The sequence below is a fragment of the Pedobacter sp. Leaf176 genome, assembly GCF_001424305.1.
GTDB lineage: Bacteria > Bacteroidota > Bacteroidia > Sphingobacteriales > Sphingobacteriaceae > Pedobacter.
The window spans coordinates 24121-50031 of sequence record NZ_LMPD01000003.1 but is presented as its reverse complement, the minus strand read 5'-3'; the positions used below and the strand labels follow the sequence as shown (position 1 = coordinate 50031).

24 protein-coding genes and 1 tRNA gene are annotated in these 25911 nt (G+C 40.0%); 10 read left to right on the top strand and 15 right to left on the bottom strand.

Annotated features, from left to right (window positions below; all coding sequences use genetic code 11):
* Nucleotides 1–11: 11 nt before the first annotated feature.
* Complete coding sequence (locus tag ASF92_RS09050) at nt 12–1850, top strand: glycoside hydrolase family 13 protein (protein WP_056091261.1); 1839 nt, start codon at nt 12–14, stop codon at nt 1848–1850.
* A gap of 342 nt (nt 1851–2192) precedes the next feature.
* Here the strand turns inward: ASF92_RS09050 and ASF92_RS09045 are convergent, their stop codons facing one another.
* Complete coding sequence (locus ASF92_RS09045; RefSeq protein ID WP_056091259.1) at nt 2193–2411, bottom strand: hypothetical protein; 219 nt, start codon at nt 2409–2411, stop codon at nt 2193–2195.
* Between the two features lie 342 nt (nt 2412–2753).
* Here ASF92_RS09045 and dinB point away from each other — a divergent pair, with 342 nt between their 5' ends.
* Genes dinB through ASF92_RS09030 form a run of 3 tightly spaced genes read left to right on the top strand, consistent with a single transcriptional unit; the run spans nt 2754 to nt 7399 of the window.
* The gene (gene dinB, locus ASF92_RS09040) at nt 2754–3905 is read left to right on the top strand and encodes a DNA polymerase IV (RefSeq protein WP_369817089.1); all 1152 of its coding nucleotides are present in this window, start codon (nt 2754–2756) and stop codon (nt 3903–3905) included.
* Between the two features lie 10 nt (nt 3906–3915).
* Nucleotides 3916–6861 carry a DNA polymerase III subunit alpha gene (locus ASF92_RS09035; protein WP_056091251.1) on the top strand — a complete coding sequence of 982 codons (2946 nt, stop codon included), beginning with the start codon at nt 3916–3918 and terminating at the stop codon, nt 6859–6861.
* Nucleotides 6862–6904: 43 nt separating this feature from the next.
* Nucleotides 6905–7399: a hypothetical protein gene (locus ASF92_RS09030; protein ID WP_056091247.1), complete on the top strand. Its 495-nt coding sequence runs from the start codon at nt 6905–6907 to the stop codon at nt 7397–7399.
* A gap of 120 nt (nt 7400–7519) precedes the next feature.
* On the opposite strand, the gene ASF92_RS09025 is transcribed toward ASF92_RS09030, so the two are convergent.
* The 5 genes from ASF92_RS09025 to ASF92_RS09005 form a co-directional block, all read right to left on the bottom strand.
* Nucleotides 7520–7604, bottom strand: a tRNA-Ser gene (locus tag ASF92_RS09025).
* 96 nt (nt 7605–7700) lie between these two features.
* Entirely contained in the window at nt 7701–8690 is a 990-nt protein-coding gene (locus ASF92_RS09020) for a YihY/virulence factor BrkB family protein (RefSeq protein WP_056091244.1), read from the bottom strand.
* A 7-nt stretch (nt 8691–8697) separates the two neighbouring features.
* Nucleotides 8698–9108, bottom strand: a complete 411-nt coding sequence (locus ASF92_RS09015) for a thioesterase family protein (RefSeq protein ID WP_056091241.1) — start codon at nt 9106–9108, stop codon at nt 8698–8700.
* Nucleotides 9108–10163 carry an endolytic transglycosylase MltG gene (gene mltG, locus ASF92_RS09010; protein ID WP_056091239.1) on the bottom strand — a complete coding sequence of 352 codons (1056 nt, stop codon included), beginning with the start codon at nt 10161–10163 and terminating at the stop codon, nt 9108–9110. Before mltG ends, ASF92_RS09015 begins: the two co-directional genes overlap by 1 nt.
* 14 nt (nt 10164–10177) lie before the next feature.
* Nucleotides 10178–10948, bottom strand: a complete 771-nt coding sequence (locus tag ASF92_RS09005) for a PASTA domain-containing protein (RefSeq protein WP_056091235.1) — start codon at nt 10946–10948, stop codon at nt 10178–10180.
* A gap of 192 nt (nt 10949–11140) precedes the next feature.
* Here ASF92_RS09005 and ASF92_RS09000 point away from each other — a divergent pair, with 192 nt between their 5' ends.
* From ASF92_RS09000 to ASF92_RS08990, 3 genes are all read left to right on the top strand, one after another.
* Complete coding sequence (locus tag ASF92_RS09000) at nt 11141–12127, top strand: D-alanine--D-alanine ligase (protein ID WP_056091233.1); 987 nt, start codon at nt 11141–11143, stop codon at nt 12125–12127.
* A 9-nt stretch (nt 12128–12136) separates the two neighbouring features.
* The gene (locus ASF92_RS08995; protein ID WP_231729784.1) at nt 12137–12727 is read left to right on the top strand and encodes a Crp/Fnr family transcriptional regulator; all 591 of its coding nucleotides are present in this window, start codon (nt 12137–12139) and stop codon (nt 12725–12727) included.
* A 105-nt stretch (nt 12728–12832) separates the two neighbouring features.
* The gene (locus ASF92_RS08990) at nt 12833–13231 is read left to right on the top strand and encodes a DUF983 domain-containing protein (protein WP_082489514.1); all 399 of its coding nucleotides are present in this window, start codon (nt 12833–12835) and stop codon (nt 13229–13231) included.
* A gap of 144 nt (nt 13232–13375) precedes the next feature.
* Here ASF92_RS08990 and ASF92_RS08985 read toward each other — a convergent pair whose 3' ends face one another.
* The 5 genes from ASF92_RS08985 to ASF92_RS08965 form a co-directional block, all read right to left on the bottom strand.
* Nucleotides 13376–14170 carry a copper homeostasis protein CutC gene (locus ASF92_RS08985; protein WP_056091227.1) on the bottom strand — a complete coding sequence of 265 codons (795 nt, stop codon included), beginning with the start codon at nt 14168–14170 and terminating at the stop codon, nt 13376–13378.
* A 175-nt stretch (nt 14171–14345) separates the two neighbouring features.
* A complete protein-coding gene (locus ASF92_RS08980) occupies nt 14346–15380 on the bottom strand; it encodes a N(4)-(beta-N-acetylglucosaminyl)-L-asparaginase (protein WP_056091224.1) in 1035 nt (344 codons plus the stop codon).
* 74 nt (nt 15381–15454) lie between these two features.
* Nucleotides 15455–16261 carry a nitrilase family protein gene (locus tag ASF92_RS08975; RefSeq protein ID WP_197413262.1) on the bottom strand — a complete coding sequence of 269 codons (807 nt, stop codon included), beginning with the start codon at nt 16259–16261 and terminating at the stop codon, nt 15455–15457.
* Nucleotides 16262–16281: 20 nt separating this feature from the next.
* Nucleotides 16282–17427 carry a methionine aminotransferase gene (locus ASF92_RS08970; RefSeq protein ID WP_056093201.1) on the bottom strand — a complete coding sequence of 382 codons (1146 nt, stop codon included), beginning with the start codon at nt 17425–17427 and terminating at the stop codon, nt 16282–16284.
* A gap of 490 nt (nt 17428–17917) precedes the next feature.
* Nucleotides 17918–18763 carry a S1 RNA-binding domain-containing protein gene (locus tag ASF92_RS08965; protein WP_056091222.1) on the bottom strand — a complete coding sequence of 282 codons (846 nt, stop codon included), beginning with the start codon at nt 18761–18763 and terminating at the stop codon, nt 17918–17920.
* Between the two features lie 197 nt (nt 18764–18960).
* Between ASF92_RS08965 and ASF92_RS08960 the strand changes: the two genes are divergently transcribed.
* Nucleotides 18961–19536 carry a nitroreductase gene (locus ASF92_RS08960; RefSeq protein ID WP_056091212.1) on the top strand — a complete coding sequence of 192 codons (576 nt, stop codon included), beginning with the start codon at nt 18961–18963 and terminating at the stop codon, nt 19534–19536.
* A gap of 149 nt (nt 19537–19685) precedes the next feature.
* Nucleotides 19686–20138, top strand: a complete 453-nt coding sequence (locus ASF92_RS08955) for a hypothetical protein (protein WP_056091209.1) — start codon at nt 19686–19688, stop codon at nt 20136–20138.
* A 74-nt stretch (nt 20139–20212) separates the two neighbouring features.
* On the opposite strand, the gene ASF92_RS08950 is transcribed toward ASF92_RS08955, so the two are convergent.
* From ASF92_RS08950 to ASF92_RS08935, 4 genes are all read right to left on the bottom strand, one after another.
* Complete coding sequence (locus tag ASF92_RS08950; RefSeq protein WP_056091206.1) at nt 20213–20656, bottom strand: DUF3298 and DUF4163 domain-containing protein; 444 nt, start codon at nt 20654–20656, stop codon at nt 20213–20215.
* On the bottom strand, nt 20613–21383 hold the full coding sequence (locus ASF92_RS21210; protein WP_056091203.1) for a hypothetical protein: 771 nt from the start codon (nt 21381–21383) through the stop codon (nt 20613–20615). Before ASF92_RS21210 ends, ASF92_RS08950 begins: the two co-directional genes overlap by 44 nt.
* A 37-nt stretch (nt 21384–21420) precedes the next feature.
* Nucleotides 21421–22275, bottom strand: a complete 855-nt coding sequence (locus ASF92_RS08940; RefSeq protein WP_056091202.1) for a polysaccharide deacetylase family protein — start codon at nt 22273–22275, stop codon at nt 21421–21423.
* Between the two features lie 79 nt (nt 22276–22354).
* Entirely contained in the window at nt 22355–23230 is an 876-nt protein-coding gene (locus ASF92_RS08935) for a polysaccharide deacetylase family protein (protein WP_056091199.1), read from the bottom strand.
* 170 nt (nt 23231–23400) lie between these two features.
* Here ASF92_RS08935 and ASF92_RS08930 point away from each other — a divergent pair, with 170 nt between their 5' ends.
* The gene (locus ASF92_RS08930) at nt 23401–25908 is read left to right on the top strand and encodes a DPP IV N-terminal domain-containing protein (protein WP_056091196.1); all 2508 of its coding nucleotides are present in this window, start codon (nt 23401–23403) and stop codon (nt 25906–25908) included.
* The last annotated feature ends 3 nt before the right edge of the window (nt 25909–25911 follow it).

Sequence of the window (25911 nt, the reverse complement as noted above, 5' to 3'; positions counted from 1 at the left end):
AATTAAAGATTATGTATAAAAAGATAATACAAATATTGCTGTTGGCAAATTTCCTTACAGCCGGCCAGGCCTACGCTAAAATCTCCATTTCCAGGGTCGAACCTGAAAATTGGTGGACGGGTATGAAAAAATCCGAATTCCAGATTCTGGTTTATGGTCCCGGAATTGGCAATGCAAAGGTAAGCTTGAATTATGCAGGCGTTACTTTAAAGCAGGCAGTAAAAGTGGAGAATCCCAATTATGTTTTCCTCTATGTTAATATCTCTAAAAGCGCAAAGGCGGGTACTGTGCCAATTACATTTTCTGATGGCACAGACAAATTTATTTACAATTACCCACTTAAAAGCCGTACGGATAATAGCGGTGCCTTAGGCTTTAACGCTTCAGATGTATTGTACCTGATAACGCCCGATCGCTTTGCAAATGGAAATGTAAAAAATGATAACCTGGACAGCGTATTGGTAAACAGAAAGAGCCCGAACGCCCGTCATGGAGGGGATTATGAAGGCGTACTGCAGAAACTGGATTACATGAAAGATCTTGGCATTACGACCGTATGGCTGAATCCGGTTCAGGAAAACAGAATGCGTGGCGGCTCTTACCATGGTTATGCCATTACTGATTTTTATCAATCTGATCCCCGTTTTGGCAGTAACGAGGAATTTAAAGCCTTAACCAAAGCAACCCATGATAAGGGCATGAAAATGGTGATGGATATGGTGCTGAACCATTGCGGCAGTTCACATTGGTGGATGAAGGATTTGCCCGCCAAAAACTGGATTAATAATGATGGCGTTTTTTTGCAGACCAATCATGCTACTGTTTCAGTGATGGATGTACATGCTTCGCCAACCGAGCGCAATACCTTTCTAAACGGGTGGTTTACCCGCGGAATGCCCGATTTGAACCAAAAGAATCCGCACCTCGCCACTTACCTCATTCAAAATAGCATCTGGTGGATAGAGTATGCCCGCATCGACGGCATCAGGCAGGATACCTATTCTTACATGGATTTCGATTTCCTAGCCAGATGGAATAAGGAAGTTTATGATGAGTATCCTGATTTTAATATCGTGGGTGAAACCTGGTACAATAAAAAAACTTCGCCGGCCTGGTGGCAGGCTAATTCGGTATTAAATAAGAATAACTCCTTTTTAAAAACACCAATGGATTTTTCACTCACATTTACCATGCAAAAGGCGTTTGATGGGGAAACTGATAATGGTTACTTAGGCGATCTCTTTGAAGATGTAGCCCAGGATTTCACATATGCCGACCCTTATAATGTGCTCACATTTCTGGATAATCATGACCTCGGCCGTTTCAGTCGGAAAGAAGACAAAGATTTAAAAAGATACAAGCAGGGGCTGGCCTTTCTATTAACGATGCGCGGAATTCCCCAGATTTATTATGGTACGGAAGTGTTGATGGTGGGCACAAAAGAAGATGGAGACGGGCGTTTACGTGTCGATTTTCCCGGCGGATGGCCGGATGATAAAAAGGATGAATTTACCAAAGCCGGCAGGACTGAAAGTCAAAACGAAGCCTGGGATTATTTGCGGAAACTCCTCCAATGGCGGAAAACCAGTACAGCGATTACGTCAGGCAAAATGATTCATTATGCCCCTAAGGATGGCTTGTATGTATACGCCCGCATTAAAGGTGATAAAACTGTATTGGTTGTATTAAACAGTGCGCTGACGAATAAGGAATTGAAGCTGGATAGATTTTATGATGTCGTTGCTGGTTATACCTCCGGAAAAGATGTGATTTCCTCCAAAGAATTTGCACTGAACCAAGCCATGTCCATTCCGGCCAAAGGACAGTACATTCTCGAATTAAGTAAGTAAAAATATTAGCGTCTGGCTGCAATAGATTTTAAATTAACATTAAAAAAATTGGCGACCCGAAGCCGCCCTTAAATTTGGTTTGAGCAAGTGGTCAGCCGGATGGCTGACCACCCTTGTTTTCTGATATGCTGCGCTTGGTTCAGGTAAGGCTTAATCGGTTGTGCTATCTAAACCAACCGAATCATTCGATTTCAGGAAATAATGATTTCATCATCAAAAGCATATTGAAGGTGACTCCGCACAGTGCGGATTACGACAGAAATAAGTTTAGGTTGAAAGTTGTTTCTAATTTAAAGACGGATTCAAAGCCACAATTTTATTATAATCTGCAAGTTACCGGCATTATGAATTGGCTTCTACCAAAAGTTTTAGTGTTCTTAACCTCCAGATTAATGGTTGGTTAACACGTGCAGAAGGGTTTTCTTTTAGGGGAGCAAAGTGGCTTTCCAGAAAATGTTCATAATTGTTTATGACGGTTGCCTCATTGAGGTAAATGGGTGTTGCCTGCTTATCTGCTTTTTGGAAAAATGCCTCCAACTCGTTTACTTCTTCGATTGTCATGATGTAAAATTAACAAAAATAATATTCGATACAGGTTTTAGTTGCAAGCAAAAGCGTCCGCATTTGATTGTAGTTTTAATGAATGCCTTTTTTTATATAAAAATCTAAGGCTAAAAGCCTCAAATATTTTAACAGCGCTATCTCGATAGTGTGGTATGCGGTAAAGTTATTAACATCAATTCTTTGAGGATTTTAACGTAAACACCCTATTATAGCTATGCTAACCGCTTTTCTTTAATTCAGGTAACCAACCAGAATAGTTTCTATAGCTTATAAGAATGTTGATCGTATTTTAATTGCTAAAAATATTAGTAATTTTGAATTCGTTTATATTTTATGCAAATGGATAAGCACATCATTCATATGGATCAGGATGCTTTTTTCGTATCGGTCGAGATGCGAAAAAATCCTCAGTTGATTGGCAAACCGGTCATTATCGGCGGCAGTTCAGATCGTGGCGTGGTTGCATCCTGTTCTTATGAGGCCCGTAAATTTGGGATACATTCGGCAATGCCGGCCAGAATGGCCAAACAGCTTTGTCCACATGCTATATTTCTGCGCGGCAATATGGATGAATATTCCAAAGCTTCCCATGAAATCACGCATATTTTGAAAGAGCGTGTTCCCCTCATTGAAAAGGCCAGTATTGATGAGCATTATATAGACATGACGGGTATGGACCGTTTTCACGGCTGTATGAGGTATGCGCACGAACTCCGCGCAACGGTAATCAAAGAAACAGGTCTTCCGATATCTTTTGGTCTTTCGGTTAATAAAACCGTTTCTAAAATGGCTACCAACGAATGCAAACCAAACGGGGAGCTTAATATCGAATCTCCCCTGGTAATCCCGTTTCTAAATCCCTTATCCATACGTAAAATCCCTGGTCTTGGCGAAAAGACTTTTATCAAGCTCAGCGACATGGGCATCAGGAGAATTGAAACCCTGTCTCTTGTTTCGCCGAGCCACATCAGCGCATTGTTAGGTAAAAACGGGCTTTCTCTTTTGCAAAAAGCAAAGGGCATCGATCATTCACCAGTCATTCCATATTCAGAGGCGAAAAGCATTGGCACGCAGAGTACTTTTAAATCAGATTCTATTGATGTGGTTGTGATTAAGAATCTGCTTACAGCAATGGTAATGGATGTTGCTTTTCAGCTTCGTGAGCAAAAAAAGCTGTGTGCCTGCGTTACCCTAACCATCCGTTATTCGGATTTTGAAGATGTAACCAAGCAGGCTGCCATTCCATATACTGCGTTAGACAGCGTTCTGATTGCCAAAACAAAAGATCTTTTCCATCAGCTTTTCCAAAAGCGGAAGCTGATCCGGCTGGTTGGTGTGCGTCTTTCAAATCTGGTTTCCGGTTTTGAGCAAATTGATTTATACAATCAAAGTGAGGAGCAATATGCGCTTTGCCAGGCAATGGATAAGATAAGACACCGTTTTGGTTCGCATTCCATCGCCATTGCATCGACAATGAAAATAGACCTCTAATCTTGCTGCGATGTATTTGAACGTCCATTCCCAATATAGCCTCCGCTATGGTACCCTGTCTGTTCCCAAACTCATTGAGGAAGCCGCTTCTCGCGGGGTGAACCAAATGGTGCTGTCGGACATTAACAATTCTACCGGCGTAATGGAATTTATACGGGAATGCCGGGATGCGGGTATAAAGCCAATCGGTGGTTTGGAGTTTCGCAAGGAAAAACGGTTGCTGTACATTGGGATTGCAAAAAATAAAGAGGGCATGAGGGAGTTAAACGAATTCCTGAGTTTTCATAATATTAATAAAATAGAGTTACCTGATGAAGCACCGGCAATGCAGCACAGTTATATCATTTATCCTTTCGGCTACACAAATCCACTTAAATCAAACGAATACCTCGGCATCCGGCAGGAGCAACTTCATTTTTTGTATAATACAAACATCGAAGCGCTTAAACAAAAACTTGTTGTTTTACAGCCGGTATTTGTTGGAAATAAAATTGAATACCGCTTGCACGAATACCTGCGGGCGATTGATTTAAATACCCTCCTGAGCAAGGTGGAGAAAGAAGACCGCTGCCTGGCAAATGATTGTTTTCAGGAGCCGGGTTTTCTTGAAGCCAAATTTTCGAAATTTGCTTTCATTTTAGATAATGCCAGGGCCTTATTGGATAGCTGCTCCATGGATGAATATGCCGGTGGCCGGGTAAACCTGAATAGAAAAACCTTTACAGGAAGTAAAAAAGATGATAGGGAGCTGCTGGAAAAACTGGCCATCGGCGGCGTAGAATACCGTTATGGAAAAAGCAATAAGGGGGCGCTAAAAAAAGTGAAACAGGAATTGAAGGTCATCTTTGAACTGGATTTCTGCGCATACTTCCTCATCACCTGGGATATTATCCGCTATGCTTCATCCCGGGGCTATTACCACGTCGGCAGGGGTTCTGGGGCCAATAGTACCGTGGCCTATTGTTTACGCATAACGGATGTAGACCCGATTGAACTGAATCTTTACTTTGAACGCTTCCTGAATGCACAGCGCACTTCGCCGCCTGATTTCGACCTGGACTTCAGTTGGGATGAACGGGAAGATGTACAGGACTACATTTTTAAGCGCTACGGTGCCGCACATACCGCTTTACTCGGTACCATGTCTACCTTTAAAGATCGGTCTGTTATCCGGGAGATTGGAAAAGTAATGGGTTTGCCGAAAGCGGAAATTGATGGTTATACCGACCCTTCCCGCTCCGCAATTAACCGCGACAATGCAACTTTCAAAAAAATTACCGCAATTTATGCCATGCTGCAGAACATGCCCAACCAGCGCAGCATACACGCCGGCGGGGTCTTAATTTCTGAAGAACCGATAACCTATTATACTGCGCTGGATTTGCCGCCCAAAGGCATGCCCACCGTGCAATGGGATATGTACGAAGCAGAAAAAATGGGCTTCGATAAGTACGATGTGCTCTCTCAAAGAGGCATCGGCCATATCAAAGAAGCGGTAAGACTTGTGGAAGATAACCTGGGAAAAAAAGTAGACATCCACCAGGTTAAAAAATTCATGAAAGACCCGGAATTAAACAACAAACTCAAAACCGGTGATACCATTGGTTGCTTTTACATCGAATCGCCGGCAATGAGGCAGCTGCTGACGAAGTTAAGCTGTGATAATTACCTGGTACTTGTTGCCGCAAGTTCCATCATCCGGCCCGGGGTAGCCAGTTCGGGTATGATGCCAGCCTACATCCGTTACCATCATGATCCTGCTAAAGTGGTTTACCTGCACCCGGTAATGGAAGAATTGCTGGGCGAAACTTATGGCGTGATGGTATACCAGGAAGATGTGATTAAGATTTGTATTCACTTCGCCGGAATGGATGGTACGGATGCGGATATTCTTCGCAGGGGCATGAGTGGGAAATACCGTTCCAAAGCGGAATTCGACAGGCTGGTCGAGAAATTTTTTAGCGAAGCCAGAAAGCTGGGGCGGCCGGAAGCTACCATAGCCGAAGTTTGGCGACAGGTATCGAGTTTTGCCGGTTACAGTTTTTCAAAAGCACATTCTGCAAGTTTTGCAGTGGAAAGTTACCAAAGCCTTTTTTTAAAAACCTATTTTCCCAAAGAATTTATGGTGGCTGTCCTGAATAATTACGGCGGCTTTTATTCGAGGTGGCTGTATGTTCACGAACTTCAAAAGGCTGGCGCAAAGGTACACCTGCCATGCGTAAACAACAGTCTGTCCACAGTTAGCATTAAAGGTACAGATGCTTATCTTGGTTTTATTGGCGTATTGGGGCTGGAAAATAAATTGATGGATAAAATTGTGGCAGAGCGTTTTGAAAACGGAAATTATTCCGCTGCGGAAGATCTGATTAAAAGAACAGGTATGGGCCTGGAGCAGGTGGTGATTCTGATTCGTGTAGGTGCCTTGCGCTTTACGGGTAAAAGTAAAAAAGAACTGCTGTGGGAAGTTCACCTTTTAATGGGACAGAAGGCTAAGCCGGCTAACCACACCGAGCTTTTTGTAATGGAGAAGAAAAATTATTCCATGCCTCAGCTCGTCGATACCCAGCTGGAAAATGCTTACCATGAGCTTGAGCTTTTAGGGTTTTGCCTTTCGATGTCGATGTTCGATATGCTCAAAACAAATTACAGGGGCGCGGTAAGCGCTAAATCGCTTAAATCTTTTACGGGCCGGATGGTTAAAATGGTGGGCTGGTATGTTTGCGAAAAAACAGTTCACACTAAAAATAATAAAAAGATGTGGTTCGGCACTTTCCTTGATGCAGAAGGCAATTTTTTTGATACGACGCATTTCCCCAATTCGACACCGGCATACCCCTTTCGCGGACATGGCTGTTACCTCATATCCGGTATGGTTGCCGAAGATTTTGGATCGCCCAGCATTGAGGTCAAGCAGTTTGCAAAGCTGCCCATTCGCGACAACCCGATTATGGAATAAATTCAGCTGATAAATAATAGTTTATTAGATTAAATAGAATAGAATGATGCAGGGTCTGGATAAATACAGAAAAGAATTGCCCGGTTCGAACAGAAAAGTGGTATTGGATTGTGTAGTGGGTGAGGGAAAGGCGGCTGAGGCTTATCAATTGGTTAATTACCTGGAAAGCGAGGCTTGGCATATATTATCTGGCGGATACCTGATTGGCCGCCTTCAAAAAGTCAACAATGTGTGGCTATCAACCATCCCCACGAATTTAAATCAGGAAAGCTTATTCGAAATCGGCGCTTTTTTAGATGCTCATAATTTTAACCACCTTTCTTTAAAACTAAAAAATCATTGGGCAACCTACATACATGAAGTTATTATGCAGAGTGACCGCGATTATCTGGTTATTTGTCGTGAGGATATTAACTTCGGTCGGTTCAGACAGCTTTTTACTTCATTTATAGGGGAATTGACTGAAATGCCCTGGCCAGTTGAATTTAAGGTTTATAATAGCGACTTTTCAGATGAGTTTTTAATTGAAGTGAGATAAATTAAAATTCTTTAAACTGAAAAGATTCCGCGGATAATTCATGTAGCTAATTGACTTGAATTTCGTTGTGGGGAATTTAATATACGAAAAAAGGGATGATTTTTAAATCATCCCTTTCTGCGGAAAGCGAGGGATTCGAACCCCCGGACCTATTACAGTCAACAGTTTTCAAGACTGCCGCATTCGACCACTCTGCCAGCTTTCCATCGGCAAAAGTACAAATCCGGTTTATATTTGCAAACTGTGTAGGGCTTTTTTTTATATAAAGTTGATAATTGCTTAACACAGAGGGAGAAAAATTTCATGTCTTACGGATGTTTTCTTCAATTGGCTCCGATTTTTTGAATAAATTGAAAGTTGGCCGTATAATTTTAACACTTCTTTTGCTTACATCAACGCTGGCATTCAGCTCAAATCCGAGTAATAAAATCAAAGAATTTAGGTAAAGCCAGATCATCACCACGATTAAAGTTCCGATAGAGCCATAAACTTTATTGTAGGAACCGAAATTGTTGATGTAAAAAGAAAAACCCCAGATGGTGAAAAAAGCGAGTATGGTAGCCAGCCAGGAACCAGCACTGAATAACTTCCATTTTTTTGCATGCGAAGGTCCGTAACGGTAAAGAATTGAAATGGTAATAAAATACAAAATCGTTAAGAGTGTCCAGCGTGTAAATTGTATTGCATAAACCGCCAGGCTATCTTTAATGTGGAGCTCCGTTTTAATGTAATTTAATAGGACCTCGCCAAGTGCCATTGCACTTATGCAGAGTACCACGGACAAGAATATAACCATGGTCAGGATAAGTGCTATTAGCCGTTGTTTTAACCAGCTTCGTGTTTCGATGATTAATGAGGCCTTGTTAAATGCCTTCATTAAGTTTTTAACACCGTTAGTGGCGAAAAATATGGCAGAGAGAAAACCAAAGGAGAGTAAACCCTTGTTTTGGTTCTTTATAATGTCCTTTAACGTAGTTTCAAAGGCTTCAAAGGCATTGTGCGGCAGCACCAGTTCAATTAAACTCAGCAATTTATCCTGGAAGCCGGAAATGGGTATAAATGGGATTAAGGTAAAAAGGAAAATGATGCTTGGGAATATGGCCAGCATGAAACTGTAAGCCAATGAAGAAGACTTATTAACCAGTGACTCCTTGCCAATTTCCTTAAAAAAAAATGTTGCGACAGTATATAACGGAAGCGGGCTAAATCCGGGCAAAACGCAGCCTTTAGTCCACTCAATGAATTTAGAATAGAACTTAAGTTTTAATAGTTGCCGGTGTAACCATTCCATTAATCAATTACTGAAAATATTGTTTAACGCCATCCATAAATTTTTTAGGGGGATGACATGGTCTTCTGGTGTTTTTATCAACAAATACCAATGTTGTTTTACCAATGTTTATGAGTTCTTCTTTTTCGTTATAGATTTCATATTCCACATGCAAACGAACAGTTGGCAATTCCTTAACGATTGATTTTACTTTTAGCACCTGGTTGTAAAGTGCAGGCTTTAAAAACTTCGATTGCAGTTCGAGTAATGGCAGCATTACGCCTTCAGCTTCCATTGATTCGTAGGTGATGCCGGAGCAAGCCTCAAAGCATTCGGTACGTGCAATTTCATAATATAATGCATAGTTGCCGTGATGAACTATACCCATCTGATCGGTTTCTGCGTAGCGAACTTTTACTTTTGTTTCGTGTACGAACATTATTTAAAGATGTTTCTTTTATTTAAAGCGTCGCGGTATTTTTTTGCATTAACTTCATGCTCGGCTTTTGTTTCTGCAAAGTTGTGGTAGCCTGAAAAATCCTCCTTGGCACACATGTATATGTAATTGTTTTGTTCGCGGTTTAATACAGCATCTATAGCCTTAATGCTTGGCATCATAATCGGACCAGGAGGCAAACCTGCATATTTATAGGTATTGTATAAAGACTGAACCTGCAATAACTTATTCGTCACTCTTTTAACCGTATAATCATTGTTTGCAAAAATAACGGTAGGGTCGGCCTGTAATAAAATTCCTTTGTTTAACCGGTTTAAATACAATCCGGCAATGATTGGCATTTCCTTGTCATATAGGGCTTCCGCATCGACTATAGAAGCCAGGGTATACACCTGTGCAGGCGTTAAGTTCAAACTAGCTGCTTTTTGCTTACGTTCAGCATTCCAGAATTTATCATATTCCTTTTGCATCCGTTCAAAAAAATCGACCGGATTAATATTCCAGTACATTTCGTAGGTATTCGGGATAAACATGGTGTACACATTATCCTGGTTGAAGCCATATTTACTGATTAGTGGAACTGAATCCAAGACCTGGATAAAACTTAGTGAATCCGCTTCAAGATTGCTTGCCAGGTAAGCGGCAAAGTTCTCCTTCTTTCTGATATTTTGAAATTTAAGTTTAACAGGCTCCTGGTTGCCGGCCTTTATCATGTTTATCAAAGTACGGTTCGTCATGCCTTTTTTTAATAAATAACGACCGGGTTTTACATTGTTAGCTAAGTTCATTTTGCCTGCTGCTGCAGCGAAAGCAGGAATGCTTTTGAGCATGTCTTTACTTTTCAAATTATCAACCAAAGCATCGTAATTTGAACCTGTTTTAATGTATAAATATTTTTGGTTTCCGGTAACATTAGGAGCGAAATAAACTTTATAAAAGTTTAATGCAAAATAGCCGCCGATAAGGATAAATAGTGCTGCAATAACGATTGCGGCCTTTTTTCCTGTACTCATTTTCTGTTTTTCTACTTCAGTCATTATTATAATGTGCGTTATAGCTGTTTATTAGATAAAGTGATGTTAATTCTTGTTCCGATGGCAACTTTTGTCAGAGAATCTGCTGGCATCGGGTCTTGTTTGGTAATTACGGCATTTGCACTATCTATAATTTGTCCCTCATATGCAATATCGCCCAATGTTAGAGCCGAACCTTTTAAGCTGAATTTAGCTTCATCTATCGTTAAACCAATTAACTGCGGAATATCAACATCCTGGTTACCGCGGCCATCGCCTAGAACCAGGTTTATTCTTGAACCAACAGGAATAGACTGTCCGGCCTGGATCGGTTGACCGCCAAAGGTGGCCTCTAATACCACGTCGCGACTAACATCTGCTTTATACGTGGTGTCGCCAACTTTTAGTCTGGAGCTTTCAATTATCGCCTGTGCTTCCCTCAAGGTTTTAAATGCAATATCAGGGAATTTGGTGTTCGGGATTTTACCCGCATTTATAGTTAAATAAATCGTCCGGTTGTCTTTTACAAAAGTGTTCGGATCCGGATCCTGGTCAATTACAATGCCCGCAGGCTGATCTAAAATAAAAACAGAATCAACTTCATATTTTAGTCCGGCTTCCTCAAGCTTCACGACAGCATCGGCAAAAGGGATTCCTTTAACTAAAGGTACGTTGATACCCTCACCATGTTTTGTGTAATACCTCAGGCTGAAAAAAGCAATGAGCAACAACAGAAATACGGTAATTATTGCTGCTATAATGGTCTTTCTAAATGATTTGGTTTTTAAGTAATCTATAAATTTAGACATGAATGTTAAATTCTGGGGTTAAGTCTGCACTCAAATGTAATTAATTTAGTGATCTAATAATCGATTTTTTACCTACGAACGCGTATTTTTAAGCAAATACGATACCATCAATTATCAATCTATCAGCCAAAACTAAATATTGCTCAAAGATATTTATATTTTTGGTGATATAATTTAGATTAAGAATTTCAGATGAAAAAAACGATAGCTTTGTTAACTGGCGGTACTACAGGTGAATGGGTTGTTTCGGTAAAGAGCGCGGCGACAATTGCGCAAAATATAGACAGCAATTTATACGACGTTTATAAAATTATGCTGAATGACAAGGGCTGGTTTTATGAGCCTGCCGATTCTGTTAAGATAGAAATCGACAAAAACGATTTTTCTTTGAACTTTGATGGGCGTAAAATAAAGTTTGATGGTGTTTTTATCGCCATTCATGGTTCTCCGGGGGAGGACGGGAAACTTCAGGGCTATTTCGATATGCTGAACATCCCGTACACAACCTGTGATGCCTTAACTTCTTCTATAACCATGAATAAAGGCTATACCAAAGCAATTGTAGAGGGTATTGCAAATTTATACACGGCAAAATCAATTCAGATTTTTAAAAACAGTTTTTATAACCTAAAAGAAATTAAACAGGATTTAAGGCTGCCTTATTTTGTAAAACCAAACAGCGGTGGAAGCAGTATTGGCATGAGCAAGGTAAAACATGCAGATGATTTGGAGGCGGCTGTTGAAAAAGCTTTCCATGAAGATACCCAGGTGCTGATTGAAGAATTTGTGAGTGGCAGGGAATTTTCTATAGGTGTTTTTAGTGCAGAAGGTGAAGTCACAGTTTTACCGACTACGGAAGTGATACCATCAAACGAGTTTTTCGATTTTGAGGCGAAATATACACCGGGCGCTACTAAAGAAATTACACCAGGGAATATGAATGAGGAGGAGTATACCAGAGTTCATCAGGTGGTTAAAGACATTTATAAAAAATTGAATTGCAGGGGCGTTGTTCGCATAGATTACTTTCTGGAGCATGGCACCGGCCGTTTTTATTTTATCGAAATTAACACCATTCCCGGGCAAACCGCTACAAGTTTCATACCCCAGCAGGTAGCCGCGATGGGTTTATCGTTAAAAGAATTTTATACCCGGCTAATGAAAGAAACCATCGGCTAGCTTTTCCGTATGTTACAGATGTACATTCAGCAATTCCTGGATAAAGGTTTTAAAATTAAGGAATTTTCGAAGGGTTCTGTGATTTATGAACCAGGTATGAAGCCGCGCTTTGTTTACTTTATAAAAAAAGGTGAGGTGAGAATGGTGACTGTTAATGAGGAAGGAAAAGAATTTATCCAGGGGATTTTTAAAGCCGGGCAATATTTTGGTGAACCTGCTTTATTGGCCGACAGACCTTATCTTGCTTACACCATAATAAATAAGCATGCTGAAATTATACCGGTGAGTAAAATTGATTTCCTCAATCTTTTAAAAGAGGATGCGGATTTCAGTATGAATTTGATAATGGTTTTAAGTAACCGGCTTTTTTATAAGTCGATGATGCTGGAAGAACTCGCGAGTGAAAAAGCGCAACATCGCCTGGAAACGATTCTTAATTATTTGTTTTCGGATATTGAACCGGGTGAAAGTTTGAAGATAACCCGCCAGGAATTGGCAGATATGACTGGCCTACGTGTCGAAACCGTTATCAGGGGCGTGAAGCTCCTTGCTGAAAAAGGCTTTTTAAGTTTAAAGCGCGGGAAGATCATAAAGATTTAATTTACTGCCTAACATTTCACAGCTTATGCCGTTTTGTTAATATGATGCAGATCATAATTTAACGGTGTTTTAAAACATAAATTTGCCTCATTAATAAAGATAACTATGGCAGAGCTTTCTAAATTTCAGGCGGTATTGCAATGTAAGTGTCCCCGTTGTCGCAAAGGGGATATTTTCACCGGCAGTGCCTATTCATTTAAACTCCAGAAAACGAATATAAATTGTCCGGTTTGTAATTTGAAATTCGAACGCGAGCCTGGCTTCTTTTACGTGGCGATGTTTGTAAGCTATGCCATGAACGTGGCAGAAATCATTACAATTGGTGTTGCCGCTTACGTTTTAGGTTTACCATTGGTTTACGAGAATCTTTGGTATTATGTAGGCTTTATTCTCGCAGGTGTTTTATTATTGTCGCCAATAAATTACCGTTATTCCAGGGTGATCTTATTGCATTGGTTAACACCAGGTTTAGGTTATGTTCCTGGAAGTGGCTTAAACAAATAGAAGAATCGTAAAATATTCAATTTGCTCGCGAAAAAATGTAAAAAGATTAATGCATTGTAAATATTAATAATAAGCCCGCAGAATTCGCAGATTTCCGCAGATGAGATTAGTTCGTAAGTCGTCCTTCCCGCGCAGGCGGGAATCTTAAGCGTTTTGATTTAAGTTATCTGTAATAATTTTAACCAAGCCTTTCACTTTCTCAACAGAAGTCAATTCATACTGATATTCATCATCAATACTGCCCATTTTAGTTGTTGTATTGCGAAATTCCATTTTACTTACTACAAAAGCCTTAGCAGAAGCGTGAAACTCTTTAGCTCCGGTTTTTGCAATTAATTTTGCGATGTTGCTTTCGTTTACACCGGCACCTGGCATAATAGAAATTCTGCCATCTGCCTGTCTAACCAGGTTGGCTAACTTTTCTGCTCCGTCAATTGCTGAACTGGCGCCTCCTGACGAAAGCACCCTGACAATTCCTAAATCAATTAGATCTTCAAGGGCTTTTTCCATGTTGTTGCTCATATCGAACGCCCGGTGAAAGGCCACAGGCAGGGGTTTGGCCAGTTCGATTAATTCAGCACAACGCGATTTATCTATACTGCCGTCGGCTTTGAGTATTCCAAATACGATGCCATCACAATTTATTGATTTACATAATTTAATGTCTTCCTTCATCAAGTCGAACTCAAAGTCGGAATAAAGAAAATCGCCGCCGCGGGGTCGTATGATCGGCCAAATTTCAATGGTTAAGTTTTTCTTGCTTAATGCAATTTGACCATAACCGGGGGTTGTGCCACCTTCAGCTAGGTTATCGCACAGTTCCACACGTTTTGCACCACCAATTTGGGCATTTAAGGCAGATTCGTAACCGTTTGCACAGACTTCTAATCCCCACGATCCTGCTGCTGCTAAAGGAGAACCTGAATTTCTACCGTTCATAACAAGAGTATATTTTTATTTATTTTTTCAACTACGTTTTATCCCATGCCATGGTTGGTGTCCCCGTTAACCATTATTGTTTCGGCGTTGAGCGCAGTTATTTTGCACTAATGGCCTTAAACTAGCCCCGACTGATAATAATTTGAGTAATTGACCAACTTGGCGGCCTCGCGGCCTAATAATAACTTTTGCCTTTAATCAACAGGTCCTGTTTTTCTTCATTACAAACAGCATAACTAAAACCTTGCTGAATGGCATAAGCGCCGTATTCTCCCTTTTTATTTATGGCTAAAAAGCCCACCTGGATATTTTTTGCTGTTTCCGGTTTCTTCTTAATTATCCGCATTACCGCCTCTTTACAGGCCGCCTCTGGTGCATAACCTTGCCTCATGAGTTCTACCACTAAGAAGGAACCAACATTTCGAACAACTTCTTCGCCAACACCAGTCGATGTTGCACCACCCACTTCATTATCTACATATAAACCTGCACCGATTATCGGACTATCTCCAATTCTGCCGTGAAGTTTATAAGCCATTCCACTGGTTGTACAGGCTCCGGAAATATTCCCTTTGGCATCAATGGCCAACATACCAATGGTATCGTGGTTGTATTGATTTCCAGGTAGTTTCTGAGGCGCAGCTTTATCATAAAGTTTGTTCTCAATATTCATTACTGGTTCATATTTTGCCGTTTTTAACCATTCTTTCCAGGCTTTTTCGCTGGAAGGGGTGAGCAGGTTTTCCTTTTTGAATCCTTGTTCTAATGCGAATTGTAAGGCGCCGTCTCCGGCAAGCATTACGTGAGGCGTTTTTTCCATAACTTTTCTGGCAACGGAAATGGGGTGTTTAATATGCTCAAGGGCCAGAACAGCGCCGCAATTCCCATTTTCATCCATAATGCAGGCGTCCAGGGTTACTTTACCATCGCGGTCGGGCAAGCCGCCATAACCAACAGATTGATTTTTTTCATCCGCCTCTGGAACCCAGACCCCCTGTTCAACGGCGTCTAGCGCACGACCTCCTTTTGATAGGACCTTCCAGGCATCTGCATTGGCGGCAATACCGAAATCCCAGGTGGAAATAACAATTGGGAAACGACCGGCTTTGCTGGACGGCGTTGGCATGGCATCGGCAATGCTTATTTTATCGATGGCCAGTAGGCCTGCAGACAGGGCAGAGGCCTTTATAAATTTACGACGGTTGAACATTCTCTGGTTAAAGTAAAATTGATTAATTGTGAATTGAAAATTGATAACTGAACATGGTGGATTGAGCTTAATAACTAATCCTCAATACTAAACTTATCGGCGTCCTTAAGAAACGGAAACTGGCGTCTGATTTTTACTAGTTCCTCGTAATTAATGGTCACCGTGTACATATCTTCATCTTCGGGTTTGTAATAAACAGTGCTTCCGTAAGGATCGATAACCATGGAGTGTCCGCCATGATATACCTGATTTCCATCATGCCCCACACGATTTACCGCAATTACATAGCTCTGGTTTTCAATTGCCCTGGCAGGAATTAAGGCACGCCAGTGTGCCGAACGTTTATCCGGCCAGCTTGCAACTAGAAGTAAAATGTCGTATTCTTCGTTTACATTACGCAACCACACCGGGAAACGTAAGTCGTAGCAGATGGCCAGCCTGATTTTCCAGCCTTTAAGTTCCACAATGAGTTTATCTTTTCCAGGACTGAAATGTTTATCTTCTTCTCCCATACCAAATAAATGGCGTTTATCATAATGTTTATAGTCGCCGTTTTGTTCCATCCAGATCAGGCGGTTAAAATAGTTTCCGTTTTCTTTTATGATTAAACTACCTGTAACCACACAATTGTATTGATAGGCCATTTTTTGCATCCATTGCATAGTAAAACCGCCCATTTCTTCGGCTAAAGTTTCGGAATTCATACTGAAGCCACTGTTGAACATTTCGGGTAAAATGATTAAATCCGTTTTTTCCCTTACACCCATAGATAATCTGAGTGCGAGATTTAGAAGATTTTTCTCAATGTTTTCCCAGAAAAGATAGGCCTGGAAAATGGTCACTTTCAGGTTTTCTATCTGTGTGTAAACAGGTGCATCCATAGGTTTAATATTTCTGACGGTTAAACATTTCTTAATTTTTCTGCTGCCATTTCAAGAGTTGAATCCTCTTTAGCGAAGCAAAATCTAATAATTTTATGGTCTGTTGCTTTTTGATAAAATGCAGAAACCGGTATGGTGGCTACGCCGAATTCTGTTATCAGTCTTCTGCTAAAATCTGTGTCTTTCTCATCGCCAATGGTATTGTAGCTGGCGCACTGAAAATAGGATCCCTTACAGGGCAATAGATCAAATCGGGTATCAGACATTAGCTGACGGAAATAATCGCGTTTTTTTTCGAAGAAACTAGCTATTCTATTATAATTGTCAGGTTCATTAAGGTATTCCGCGATGGCTTGCTGCATTGGACTATTAACGCTGAAAACGTTAAATTGATGTACTTTTCTAAATTCTTTTGTCAACATTTCCGGTGCAATGCAATAGCCGAGTTTCCATCCTGTAGCATGCAGAAGCTTACCAAAAGAGGCGACAACGAAACTTCTTTCCCTCAATTCCGAAAAAAGCATAACACTTTGATGTTTCTGTCCATCGTAAATCAGGTGCTCATATACTTCATCGCTCAGAATTAAAATGTCCGTTCCGCTGACTAGCTTAATCAGCAATTTCATATCGGCTTCGGATAAAATGCTACCTGTTGGGTTTTGCGGGGAGTTGAGAATAATCATTCTCGTATTCGGGGTAAAAAGCTTTTTAACCTTATCCCAGTCGATGTGGTAATCTGGTGGGGCGAGTTCATGTATTTTTACCTGCCCGCCTAAAAGTTTTATGGTAGGGGCGTAGCTGTCGTACGCCGGTTCGAAAATAATTACTTCATCACCAGGATTTATGATAGCCGCCAATGCGGTAAAAATGGCTTGTGTTCCACCTGCAGTAATGGTGATTTCAGTGTCCGGGTTATACGATACATTGTATAGTTTTTCAATCTTATTCGCAATTACTTCCTTTAAAAAAGTATTGCCGGCCATAGGTGCATATTGATTGAAACCATCCTTCATTGCCTTACTAACCAGGTCGGTCAACTTCGGGTCGCAGGCATAATCGGGAAAACCCTGAGACAGATTTATGGCATTATGCTCTGCCGCAAGCTTAGACATTACCGAAAAAATGGTTGTGCCTACGCCGGGAAGTTTCGATTGTATATTCAGCATGTATAAGCGAAAATAGCAAAAAAAGCGCAAAACATTACAGGATAATTTATAGCCGATGATCAAGGTACCGGAAATTTGAGCGTTGCTGGTCAATTTTAGTTTTTGCCACGGAAGCACAGAATTCCCAGAGGTTAAAATCCGTTTCCTTGTTTCTGCGGCCATTCCTATTTCTATGTTTAAAATCTACTAATTTCTAGCAGAAGATGTTGTTCTAGGGCAAAAATAGAAAACAAAATCTCTGCGCAAGTCTGTGGTTTCAGCGGGAGAAAATTAAACTAAAAGTCTAATAATTTCCCGAACAAAACGCTGATATAAGCAGAAAATAGAAAACAAAACCTCTGTGTACGTCTGTTAGTTCAGCTGGAGAAACTTTAAGTTAGACTAATTAATTAATTGAATTATCTTTTTGCCACGGAAAAACGAAATTCACAGAGAATAAAATCCAGTTCCGCGTATTCTGTGCTTCCGTTACTATTAATGGAAAAACTATTTAATCTGCGTCCTCGTCCGTTAGTAACCTTATCGAATCATCAGAAAGAACAATTAAGCGTTCTTTATACAGTGATCCGATTGCTTTTTTGAAAGCGCTTTTACTAATCTGAAAACGGTGGTAAATTTCTTCCGGTGTGCTTTTGTCGCCAAGTTCGATGATGCCGTCGCTCTTTTTTAACTCCGCTAAAATCATTTCCTTCGAGTCGAGGATATGTCCGTAGCCGCTGGGTTGCAAGGTTAAATCAATTTTACCTTCCACACGGATTTTTTTGATCCAGCCTTTTCTATGTTCACCAATCTGAAGGTTATCGAAAACTTCATTGTGGTAAAGCAAACCAATGTAAGTATTGTTTATAATGGCGTTGAAGCCTAAATCTGTTTCCTCAGTAATTAATAAACTAACTTCGTCGCCTTCTTCAAAATCAAAGTTTTCCTCCTCAACGAAATCGTATAATCTGGAAGAGGCCAGCAGCCGATCATTATTTTCATCGAGGTATAAATACACTACATATTTATAGCCTTTTTGCATAGGCCTTTTTTGTTCCTTGGTGGGTACATACACGTCTTTATCAATACCTAAATCCATGAAAACACCATCATCACCATCTGAAACGACTTTTAAAAAAGCAAAATCACCAACTTCTGCATAAGCTTTCTGCGTGGTTCCGGTTAGGCGACCATCCTTTTGTATGTAAACAAAAACCTTTACGTTGTCGCCGATTTCTAAACCGTTTGGTACATATTGGTAAGGCAAAACCACCAGTTTATCACCATCTGTGAGGTTTAAACCAGCTTCGGTTTTGCTTAAAACTCTTAATTCGTTATATTTTCCTATTTCAATCATAATTCGGGCTAACCATTTTCTCCAATGGTTTATTTTGTAAAGTTAACATCTTAAAAGCGTACAGGCGATTTATTTTTGGATAATCTATATCGATATTGGCTTTTCGATCGAGTCATTAAAACATCAAATCTTTTCTATTTACCAAATTTGTTTTTCCTTTCCGCATTAGTCGTTTCGCTTTTTGCTACTTTTACTAAATGAGTACAGCATACGATAATATAGTCAAGATTATTAAAGACCGTCGCAGTATTTTTCCTGCAAGTTATATAAAAAAAGAGATTCCGGTTGAGGTCATCAATCAGATTCTGGAGACCGCAAATTATGCCCCTACACATAAATTAACGCAACCCTGGCGCTTCGTCGTAATCAGAAAAGCTGGTTTAGCAAGATTAGGGGAAACATTAGGCAGTTTATATAAAAGTAAAGTTTCGTCACAACAATTCCTGCAAAAAAAATACGATAGTTTCGCGGAAAAAACCAGTCAGGCAGATTGCATTATCGCTATAAATATGCGGGTTAGTGGCAAAATACCGGAATGGGAAGAGCTGGCTGCAGTTTCCTGCGCCGTTCAAAATATGGCCTTAACGGCCGAAAGTTTGCATGTAGGTGCCTATTGGAGTTCACCACCGTTAATCGATGACTTAGGTGATTTTTTAAGCCTCGGCGAAAATGAAAAGTGCATCGGTCTATTCTACATGGGGTATCATAAGGAGAAGCCATGGGCACCAAATCGTACTTCAATGGAAGAAAAGGTACGTTGGTTAGAAGCGTAGTATATTGCTCAATTATTTTATTGTTGAATCGCCTGAAGATTTTTCTTAACAATTTAATAATTAACAATTCTGCTATATTTAGTTAAATCAATTCATCTTGCATTTCCATTATCTATTTCCCATTTCCCATTCTCCATTTTCGGTCAAATATGTCTTCTTTAAAACCAGAACTTTACCAACTTTGCTTAACCTTTATTCAAAACAGGATAGAAAACATAGAATACTCAATGCAACAGGCTAGGCAGGCATCAAATGACGATACCAAAAGCAGTGCAGGCGACAAATATGAAACCACTCGTGAAATGATGCAGCAGGAAATGGACAGGAATAGTAAGCTGTTGTATGAAGCCGGACAACAGAAAATTGCCCTGCAACAATTAGAGCATGTTGCTGCCGCGAAAGAAGCGAAAAATGGAAGCCTGGTTTTAACTTCAGCCGGAAATTTTTACATCAGCATCAGCGCCGGGGAATTGAAAGTTGGTGATCAAACTTTTATAGCTGTATCGCAGGCATCGCCTATTGGCAGACTTTTCATCGGAAAACAAATAGGAGAGGAGCTAAACTTTAATGGTAAAAGCTATTTGATTAAAGAAATTTTGTAGCGATAATCGGATCGTGATTATTGAAACAAAAGCCTGTTAAAAGGGTTCAAATTTAGAGGCTGGGTTTTATAAATTTACTTCAGTCTCATTCTTGATGAGAAATCCGGAACTAAATAAGGCCTTAATTCTGCAAACGGAATAAGAACAACAATCTGTCCTTGCGCATAACTTGCCACTTCGTAGGGGTTATATAAAAAAGCCAGGCCGTTACTATTGAAATAGAAATTATGATTTGCTTTTAAAAAATCGTCAAACAAGACGCTGCTAATTTTTTCCTGAGGTTTGATGTTATAAAGTTTTCTAAGGTTCTTTTCGAGTAGTGTTTGAAGTGCATTTGAATCAATTTTAACGACATCATTCAGAACCATTTGTTTTTTGTTTTTTACATCTAAACAATACATCGTACTCCCATAATTTCCATGCGCACCGCCAGTGTATTCGTCGGCCAGAAAATCGATAACCACAAAACCGTTGTCATTGAAAACTATAGATTGCTGGCTGTTGTTGGTATAATTCATCCATTCTGAAAAACCCCCTGTCCGGACCTTTTTCCTGCTGTTCCGAAATTTCTTTTTTATAATCTGTAAAATAAGCATCTGCTATTTTCTTGAAACCTATAGTTCTATCTACCGAGTTTTGTCGTATTCCTGAAATGCGTTTTAATTGATTATCAAGCCATTTTCCCGTTTCATCAACGGCTGTTGGCTTCACATATTCAAAACTGATTTTTGCAAAAGGCGATTTACTTTTTCCGGTAAAGGCTTTTACAGAATCCTGATACATTCCAACGGAAAAGGCATAACTGCCATCGGGGTATTTTTCCTGAAGCATAACGGGATAACTTTTCGTTTCTTCACCGTTTTTCCATTGACCTTTAAAGCCATTGCCAGTCCATTTCAGGCGTAATTGTGGTTGTTGAGAATTTTGACTATTGTAAGCTTCGTAATAACTGTTTTCTGAGAGTATGAGGCTATCTTTCCCTATTAAAGTATCCGTGGTCAGATTAAGCCAGGATCCGTCATAATAGTAAGTTCCATTGTATTCGCCGTTTAATTTTTGCAGGTGCATCGTAACAGGTTTACCTGCAATGGTTCCCTCTAATCTTTTATAGAAACTTTCGGTAAGTTCTGTGTTTATGGTGTTGGTGCTGTTTGAATTTCCAGTACTGCTGGTTTCCTTTTTGGAGTTCGTACAACTGGAAATTATAAATAATCCAGAAATAAAGAGGAGCAGGAGATTTTTCATAAAACGATTTTAAGGCCTATAAAACTTACAGTTAAAACTAGGTTTTTGTTTTATTAAAACTCTTATTAATGCTGTAATACAGGTTTTTTGCCGAATACCTACCCGGGTCAATTATTCGCCTGATAGTATAAAGCGGGTAATTCTCATCTCTTGCGGTCGATAAAATGAATGCGGCCTTGAAGCCGTGTTCCTTCAATTTGTGCAGGTAGGAAGACTTGAAAACGCCATATGGGAAAGCAAAATATTTCACTTCTTTACCTGTAATGGCTTTCAGTTTTTTGGTTGGTTCATCTATCTGGGTTATCCAGTCCACCTCTTTAAACTGCGCGAAATTTTTATGATCGTAGGTATGGCTGGCGATTGTGTTTCCTTCATTAGCCAGCTGTTTAATCTGTGCTGCCGTCATATAATTAATCCGGCCTTTTCTACCAATTGAAACGGTCATAACAAAATACACGCCCTTAAAGCCATACTTTTTCAACGTTGAAGCGCCCGTGATAAACTGGTCTTCGTCTGTGTCATCAAAAGTGATCATGATTGGTTTTTCAGGTAATTTGTTGCCATAAACCAGGTAGTTGTAAAGCTGATCCGGAAGGATACTATGGTAACCACTGTCGGCAAGCATTTTAATGTGTTGTTTGAACTTATCAGGGGAAATGATATCGTCATGCGCCCTTTTACTGTCGCTTGCATTTGCATTCCTGATTTGATGGTAGCATAAAACAGGCACTTCCCGGCGGGATAAAATCGTTTTGCTGTCAGCCGGTTTTATACTACCTGAATCAATTACGGTTACAGAAACAGATGTGCCTGCGGGATTTCTTTTGTCGGCATGACCTGCACAGGCGGCCATAAGCATTCCGAGAAAAATGACGGCCGAAAACACCGTCATTCTTAATAAATATTGCCTGTTCAATGTTCTAAATTATTAACGATGCAGCATCTTCAGATGCCATAAACATTTTTCGCAACTAAAAACTATTTTTAATGCTGTTGCTCAACGTTTTTGGCGACCAGTAACCACTTGCAATAATTCTTCGGATGGTAAATAATGGGTCTTTCTCATCGCGCTTGGTCGATAACTGGAAAGCCATCCTAAAACCACGTTTTTTCAATTCAGGGATGCCTGCTGCGTTCCATAAACCAAATGGGTAAGCGAATTCAGTCATTTTTTTGCCAGTAATCTCTTCCAGTTTTTTTGTGGGTTTGTCTAACTGTTCCTCCCAATCTTTACCAGCATATTTTTTAAAGTTTTTGTGGTCATAAGTATGTGAGCCAATAACATTTCCTTCATCTGCAAGTTGCTTAATTTGTTCTTTGCTCATGTAATCTACAAATTTCCCTTTTCTGCCGATAGAAACGGTCATGATGAAATAAACCGCTTTATAACCGAGTTTATCTAATGTAGGGCGCACAACCGTAAACTGGTCTTCATCCGTATCATCAAAAGTTAACATAATCGGTTTGCTCGGAAGCGCAGCACCCGTATTTAGGTAAGCATAAAGCTGATCAGGCAGAATGGTATGGTAACCGCTGTCGGCGAGCATTTTCATCTGGTCTTTAAAATTCTGGATTTCAACAATATAGTCTTTACCAACTTTGCCATCCGTGGCTTTCCAGTTTCTTACCTGGTGGTAACATAAAATCGGCACTTGTTTTCTGGAAAGAATGGTTTTTGCATCAGCTACTTTTATTTTGGATACATCGATTTTGCTGGTTGATGTTGCAGTTGCTATCGTTTTTTCTGTGGAATCAGTTCCTTTCTGGTCTTCAGATCTCGAGTTAGACGTGCAACTTGCAAATAAAATTAAGCCTGCTGTGAAAAGTGTTAAAAAATTGAATTTCATATATTAGTATTTACGCAAAACTATAAATTCCATCAAAAAATATTCAATAATTACGTTTATGTTGATAAATAAATAATGTATAATATCAGATTAACTATCGCATTTATTACATGGATGGTCTAGCTAAATTGCAGCTAATTGAATAATTTAGGACCCTTAAACCAGGCATAATGAATAAACTTTACAAACTCATTTTAGCTGCGCAACTTTTATCGTTTACGGTTGCCGCACAAAATAAAACATTTACCCTTACGGAAAACGTACAAAGCCAACCTAAGGCGAACTACCAGCTGGCAGCAAGGTTCTCGCCAAATAAGCTTAAAAAAATGGTTTATTCTACTTCGATAGACCCGCATTGGCTTAAATTGAGCAACCGTTTCTGGTATACATTTGAAAGTCCGAAAGGCAAGTTCTGGTATCTGGTTGATCCTGCTGCAAAGTCAAAACGAGCTTTGTTTGATAACGCAAAACTTGCCGCAGACATTACTTTAATTGTTAGAGATCCCTTTGATGCCGAACATTTACCTTTGGAGAATTTGAAATTCGCTTCCGATGAAAAAAGCATTTCATTCGAAGTAAAAAGTACGATAGATGAGGTGAAGCCTGATAGGAAAGATAAAAAGGCCGCAGATTCATTACAGAAGAAAATTTTCTCATTCAAATACGATTTGGTGACTGCCAAACTTACGGAAGTGCCCAATTTCAGCAGGCCGAAGCCTAAACCGGCGTGGGGCTCGGTTGCACCCGATTCTTCTGCAATTATTTTTTCCCGTAATTATAATTTGTATTGGATGGACAAAGAAAATTATAAAAAAGCCGTTAAAAATGAGGAGGATAGTACCATTGTTGAACATCAGTTAACTAAAGATGGGGTGAAATTTTATTCCTACGGAAGTGACGGCGATGGAGAAAACAATGTAGAAAATGAGAAAAACAATAAGAAACGCCGGGGTGCTTATGTGCTTTGGTCTCCTAACGCAAAATATTTCATTTTAAACAGAACCGATTCGCGCAAGGTTAAAGATTTGTGGGTCATTAACAGTGTTACACCTGGCCGGCCGACTTTAGAAACCTATAAATACCAGATGCCTGGTGAAGCTGAAGCACCACAGGATGAAGTTTTACTTTTCGATTTTGCTGCTAAATCTTATAAAAAATTAAATGTTGCGGCGTTTAAAGATCAGAGCGTTTCGGTCTGGAGCAAACCTTCATTAGCGAAGGACAGAGATAACGAATTTCGTCCTTCAGTATGGTTGGGTGATGATGCTAAATTTTATTTCTCCCGTACCAGCCGTGATTTGAAACGAATTGATATTGGAACGGTTGAAATTGCAACCGGAAAGGTTACACCAATAATTGATGAACGGTTTAATACGTACGTTGAAGTGAACCGCCCCGGGCTGGTTAACGGCGGGAAAGAACTGATTCATTGGAGTGAGCGGGATGGCTGGGCACATTTTTATCTTTTCGATGGAAATGGTAAGCTTAAAAACCAGATTACAAAAGGTTCTTTCCACTGCGAAAGCATTGTAAACATAGATGAAAAAAATCGCGTACTTTATTTCACGGCAAATGGTCGTGAAGCCAAGGAAGATCCTTATTACCTTCATCTATACAGCGTTAATTTTGATGGCTCGGATATGAAGTTGCTGAATGCAGGCAATTTCGATCATTTGTCGAGTATGAATGATAATTATGCCTATTTCGTTGATACCTATTCCAGGGTGAACACGGCGCCGAAATCGGCAGTTTATGATAAAAATGGTAAAAAGGTGATGGATTTGGAAACAACAGATTTGTCGTTATTAATGGCTGCAGGATATAAATTTCCTGAAACCTTTGTTGTAAAAGCCGATGATGGCATTACCGATTTGTATGGTGTAATGTATAAACCATTCGACTTCGATCCCAATAAAAAATACCCGATTATCGAATATGTTTATCCGGGACCTCAAACCGAAGCGGTAAATAAGTCATTTACAAAAGGTATGGACAGGACAGAGCGTTTAGCGCAATTTGGCTACATCGTAATCACTGTGGGCAACCGTGGTGGAAATCCTTCGCGCTCTAAATGGTATCATACTTATGGCTATGGCAACCTTCGTGATTATGGTTTGGCTGATAAGAAAACAGCTATTGAGCAACTGGCGGCAAAATACGCATATATAGATGATACAAAAGTTGGTATTACTGGTCATTCCGGTGGAGGTTTCATGTCTACCGCTGCAATGTTGGTTTATCCTGAGTTTTTCAAGGCTGCTGTTTCTAATGCGGGTAATCACGATAACAGCATTTACAACCGCTGGTGGAGCGAAAAACACCACGGTGTAAAGGAAATTGTTTCCTTAAAAGGCGATACTTCTTTTAAATATAGTATCGATAAAAACCCTGATTTAGCAAAGAACTTGAAGGGACACCTTTTATTGATGCATGGCGATGTGGACAACAATGTTCACCCTGCAAATACGATTCGGGTAGCAAATGCCTTAATGAAAGCCGGAAAGCGTTTTGATTTCCTAATTATCCCGGGGCAGCGTCACGGTTTTGGCGACATGACGGAGTATGCTTTCTGGAAACTGGCGGATCATTTCAACAAGTACCTTATTGGTGATTTTTCGAATCCTGAAGAGGTGGATTTAATTGAGATGGATAGGGATATTGAGAAAACAGGCAAGTAATTC

Excerpts from the sequence above, each read along its gene's own strand:
- ASF92_RS09050 (WP_056091261.1), top strand. The coding sequence starts at position 12 with ATGTATAAAAAGATAATACAAATATTGCTGTTGGCAAATTTCCTTACA.
- ASF92_RS09045 (WP_056091259.1), bottom strand. The coding sequence starts at position 2,411 with ATGACAATCGAAGAAGTAAACGAGTTGGAGGCATTTTTCCAAAAAGCA.
- dinB (WP_369817089.1), top strand. The coding sequence starts at position 2,754 with ATGGATAAGCACATCATTCATATGGATCAGGATGCTTTTTTCGTATCG.
- ASF92_RS09035 (WP_056091251.1), top strand. The coding sequence starts at position 3,916 with ATGTATTTGAACGTCCATTCCCAATATAGCCTCCGCTATGGTACCCTG.
- ASF92_RS09030 (WP_056091247.1), top strand. The coding sequence starts at position 6,905 with ATGATGCAGGGTCTGGATAAATACAGAAAAGAATTGCCCGGTTCGAAC.
- ASF92_RS09020 (WP_056091244.1), bottom strand. The coding sequence starts at position 8,690 with ATGGAATGGTTACACCGGCAACTATTAAAACTTAAGTTCTATTCTAAA.
- ASF92_RS09015 (WP_056091241.1), bottom strand. The coding sequence starts at position 9,108 with ATGTTCGTACACGAAACAAAAGTAAAAGTTCGCTACGCAGAAACCGAT.
- mltG (WP_056091239.1), bottom strand. The coding sequence starts at position 10,163 with ATGACTGAAGTAGAAAAACAGAAAATGAGTACAGGAAAAAAGGCCGCA.
- ASF92_RS09005 (WP_056091235.1), bottom strand. The coding sequence starts at position 10,948 with ATGTCTAAATTTATAGATTACTTAAAAACCAAATCATTTAGAAAGACC.
- ASF92_RS09000 (WP_056091233.1), top strand. The coding sequence starts at position 11,141 with ATGAAAAAAACGATAGCTTTGTTAACTGGCGGTACTACAGGTGAATGG.
- ASF92_RS08995 (WP_231729784.1), top strand. The coding sequence starts at position 12,137 with ATGTTACAGATGTACATTCAGCAATTCCTGGATAAAGGTTTTAAAATT.
- ASF92_RS08990 (WP_082489514.1), top strand. The coding sequence starts at position 12,833 with ATGGCAGAGCTTTCTAAATTTCAGGCGGTATTGCAATGTAAGTGTCCC.
- ASF92_RS08985 (WP_056091227.1), bottom strand. The coding sequence starts at position 14,170 with ATGAACGGTAGAAATTCAGGTTCTCCTTTAGCAGCAGCAGGATCGTGG.
- ASF92_RS08980 (WP_056091224.1), bottom strand. The coding sequence starts at position 15,380 with ATGTTCAACCGTCGTAAATTTATAAAGGCCTCTGCCCTGTCTGCAGGC.
- ASF92_RS08975 (WP_197413262.1), bottom strand. The coding sequence starts at position 16,261 with ATGGATGCACCTGTTTACACACAGATAGAAAACCTGAAAGTGACCATT.
- ASF92_RS08970 (WP_056093201.1), bottom strand. The coding sequence starts at position 17,427 with ATGCTGAATATACAATCGAAACTTCCCGGCGTAGGCACAACCATTTTT.
- ASF92_RS08965 (WP_056091222.1), bottom strand. The coding sequence starts at position 18,763 with ATGATTGAAATAGGAAAATATAACGAATTAAGAGTTTTAAGCAAAACC.
- ASF92_RS08960 (WP_056091212.1), top strand. The coding sequence starts at position 18,961 with ATGAGTACAGCATACGATAATATAGTCAAGATTATTAAAGACCGTCGC.
- ASF92_RS08955 (WP_056091209.1), top strand. The coding sequence starts at position 19,686 with ATGTCTTCTTTAAAACCAGAACTTTACCAACTTTGCTTAACCTTTATT.
- ASF92_RS08950 (WP_056091206.1), bottom strand. The coding sequence starts at position 20,656 with ATGAATTATACCAACAACAGCCAGCAATCTATAGTTTTCAATGACAAC.
- ASF92_RS21210 (WP_056091203.1), bottom strand. The coding sequence starts at position 21,383 with ATGAAAAATCTCCTGCTCCTCTTTATTTCTGGATTATTTATAATTTCC.
- ASF92_RS08940 (WP_056091202.1), bottom strand. The coding sequence starts at position 22,275 with ATGACGGTGTTTTCGGCCGTCATTTTTCTCGGAATGCTTATGGCCGCC.
- ASF92_RS08935 (WP_056091199.1), bottom strand. The coding sequence starts at position 23,230 with ATGAAATTCAATTTTTTAACACTTTTCACAGCAGGCTTAATTTTATTT.
- ASF92_RS08930 (WP_056091196.1), top strand. The coding sequence starts at position 23,401 with ATGAATAAACTTTACAAACTCATTTTAGCTGCGCAACTTTTATCGTTT.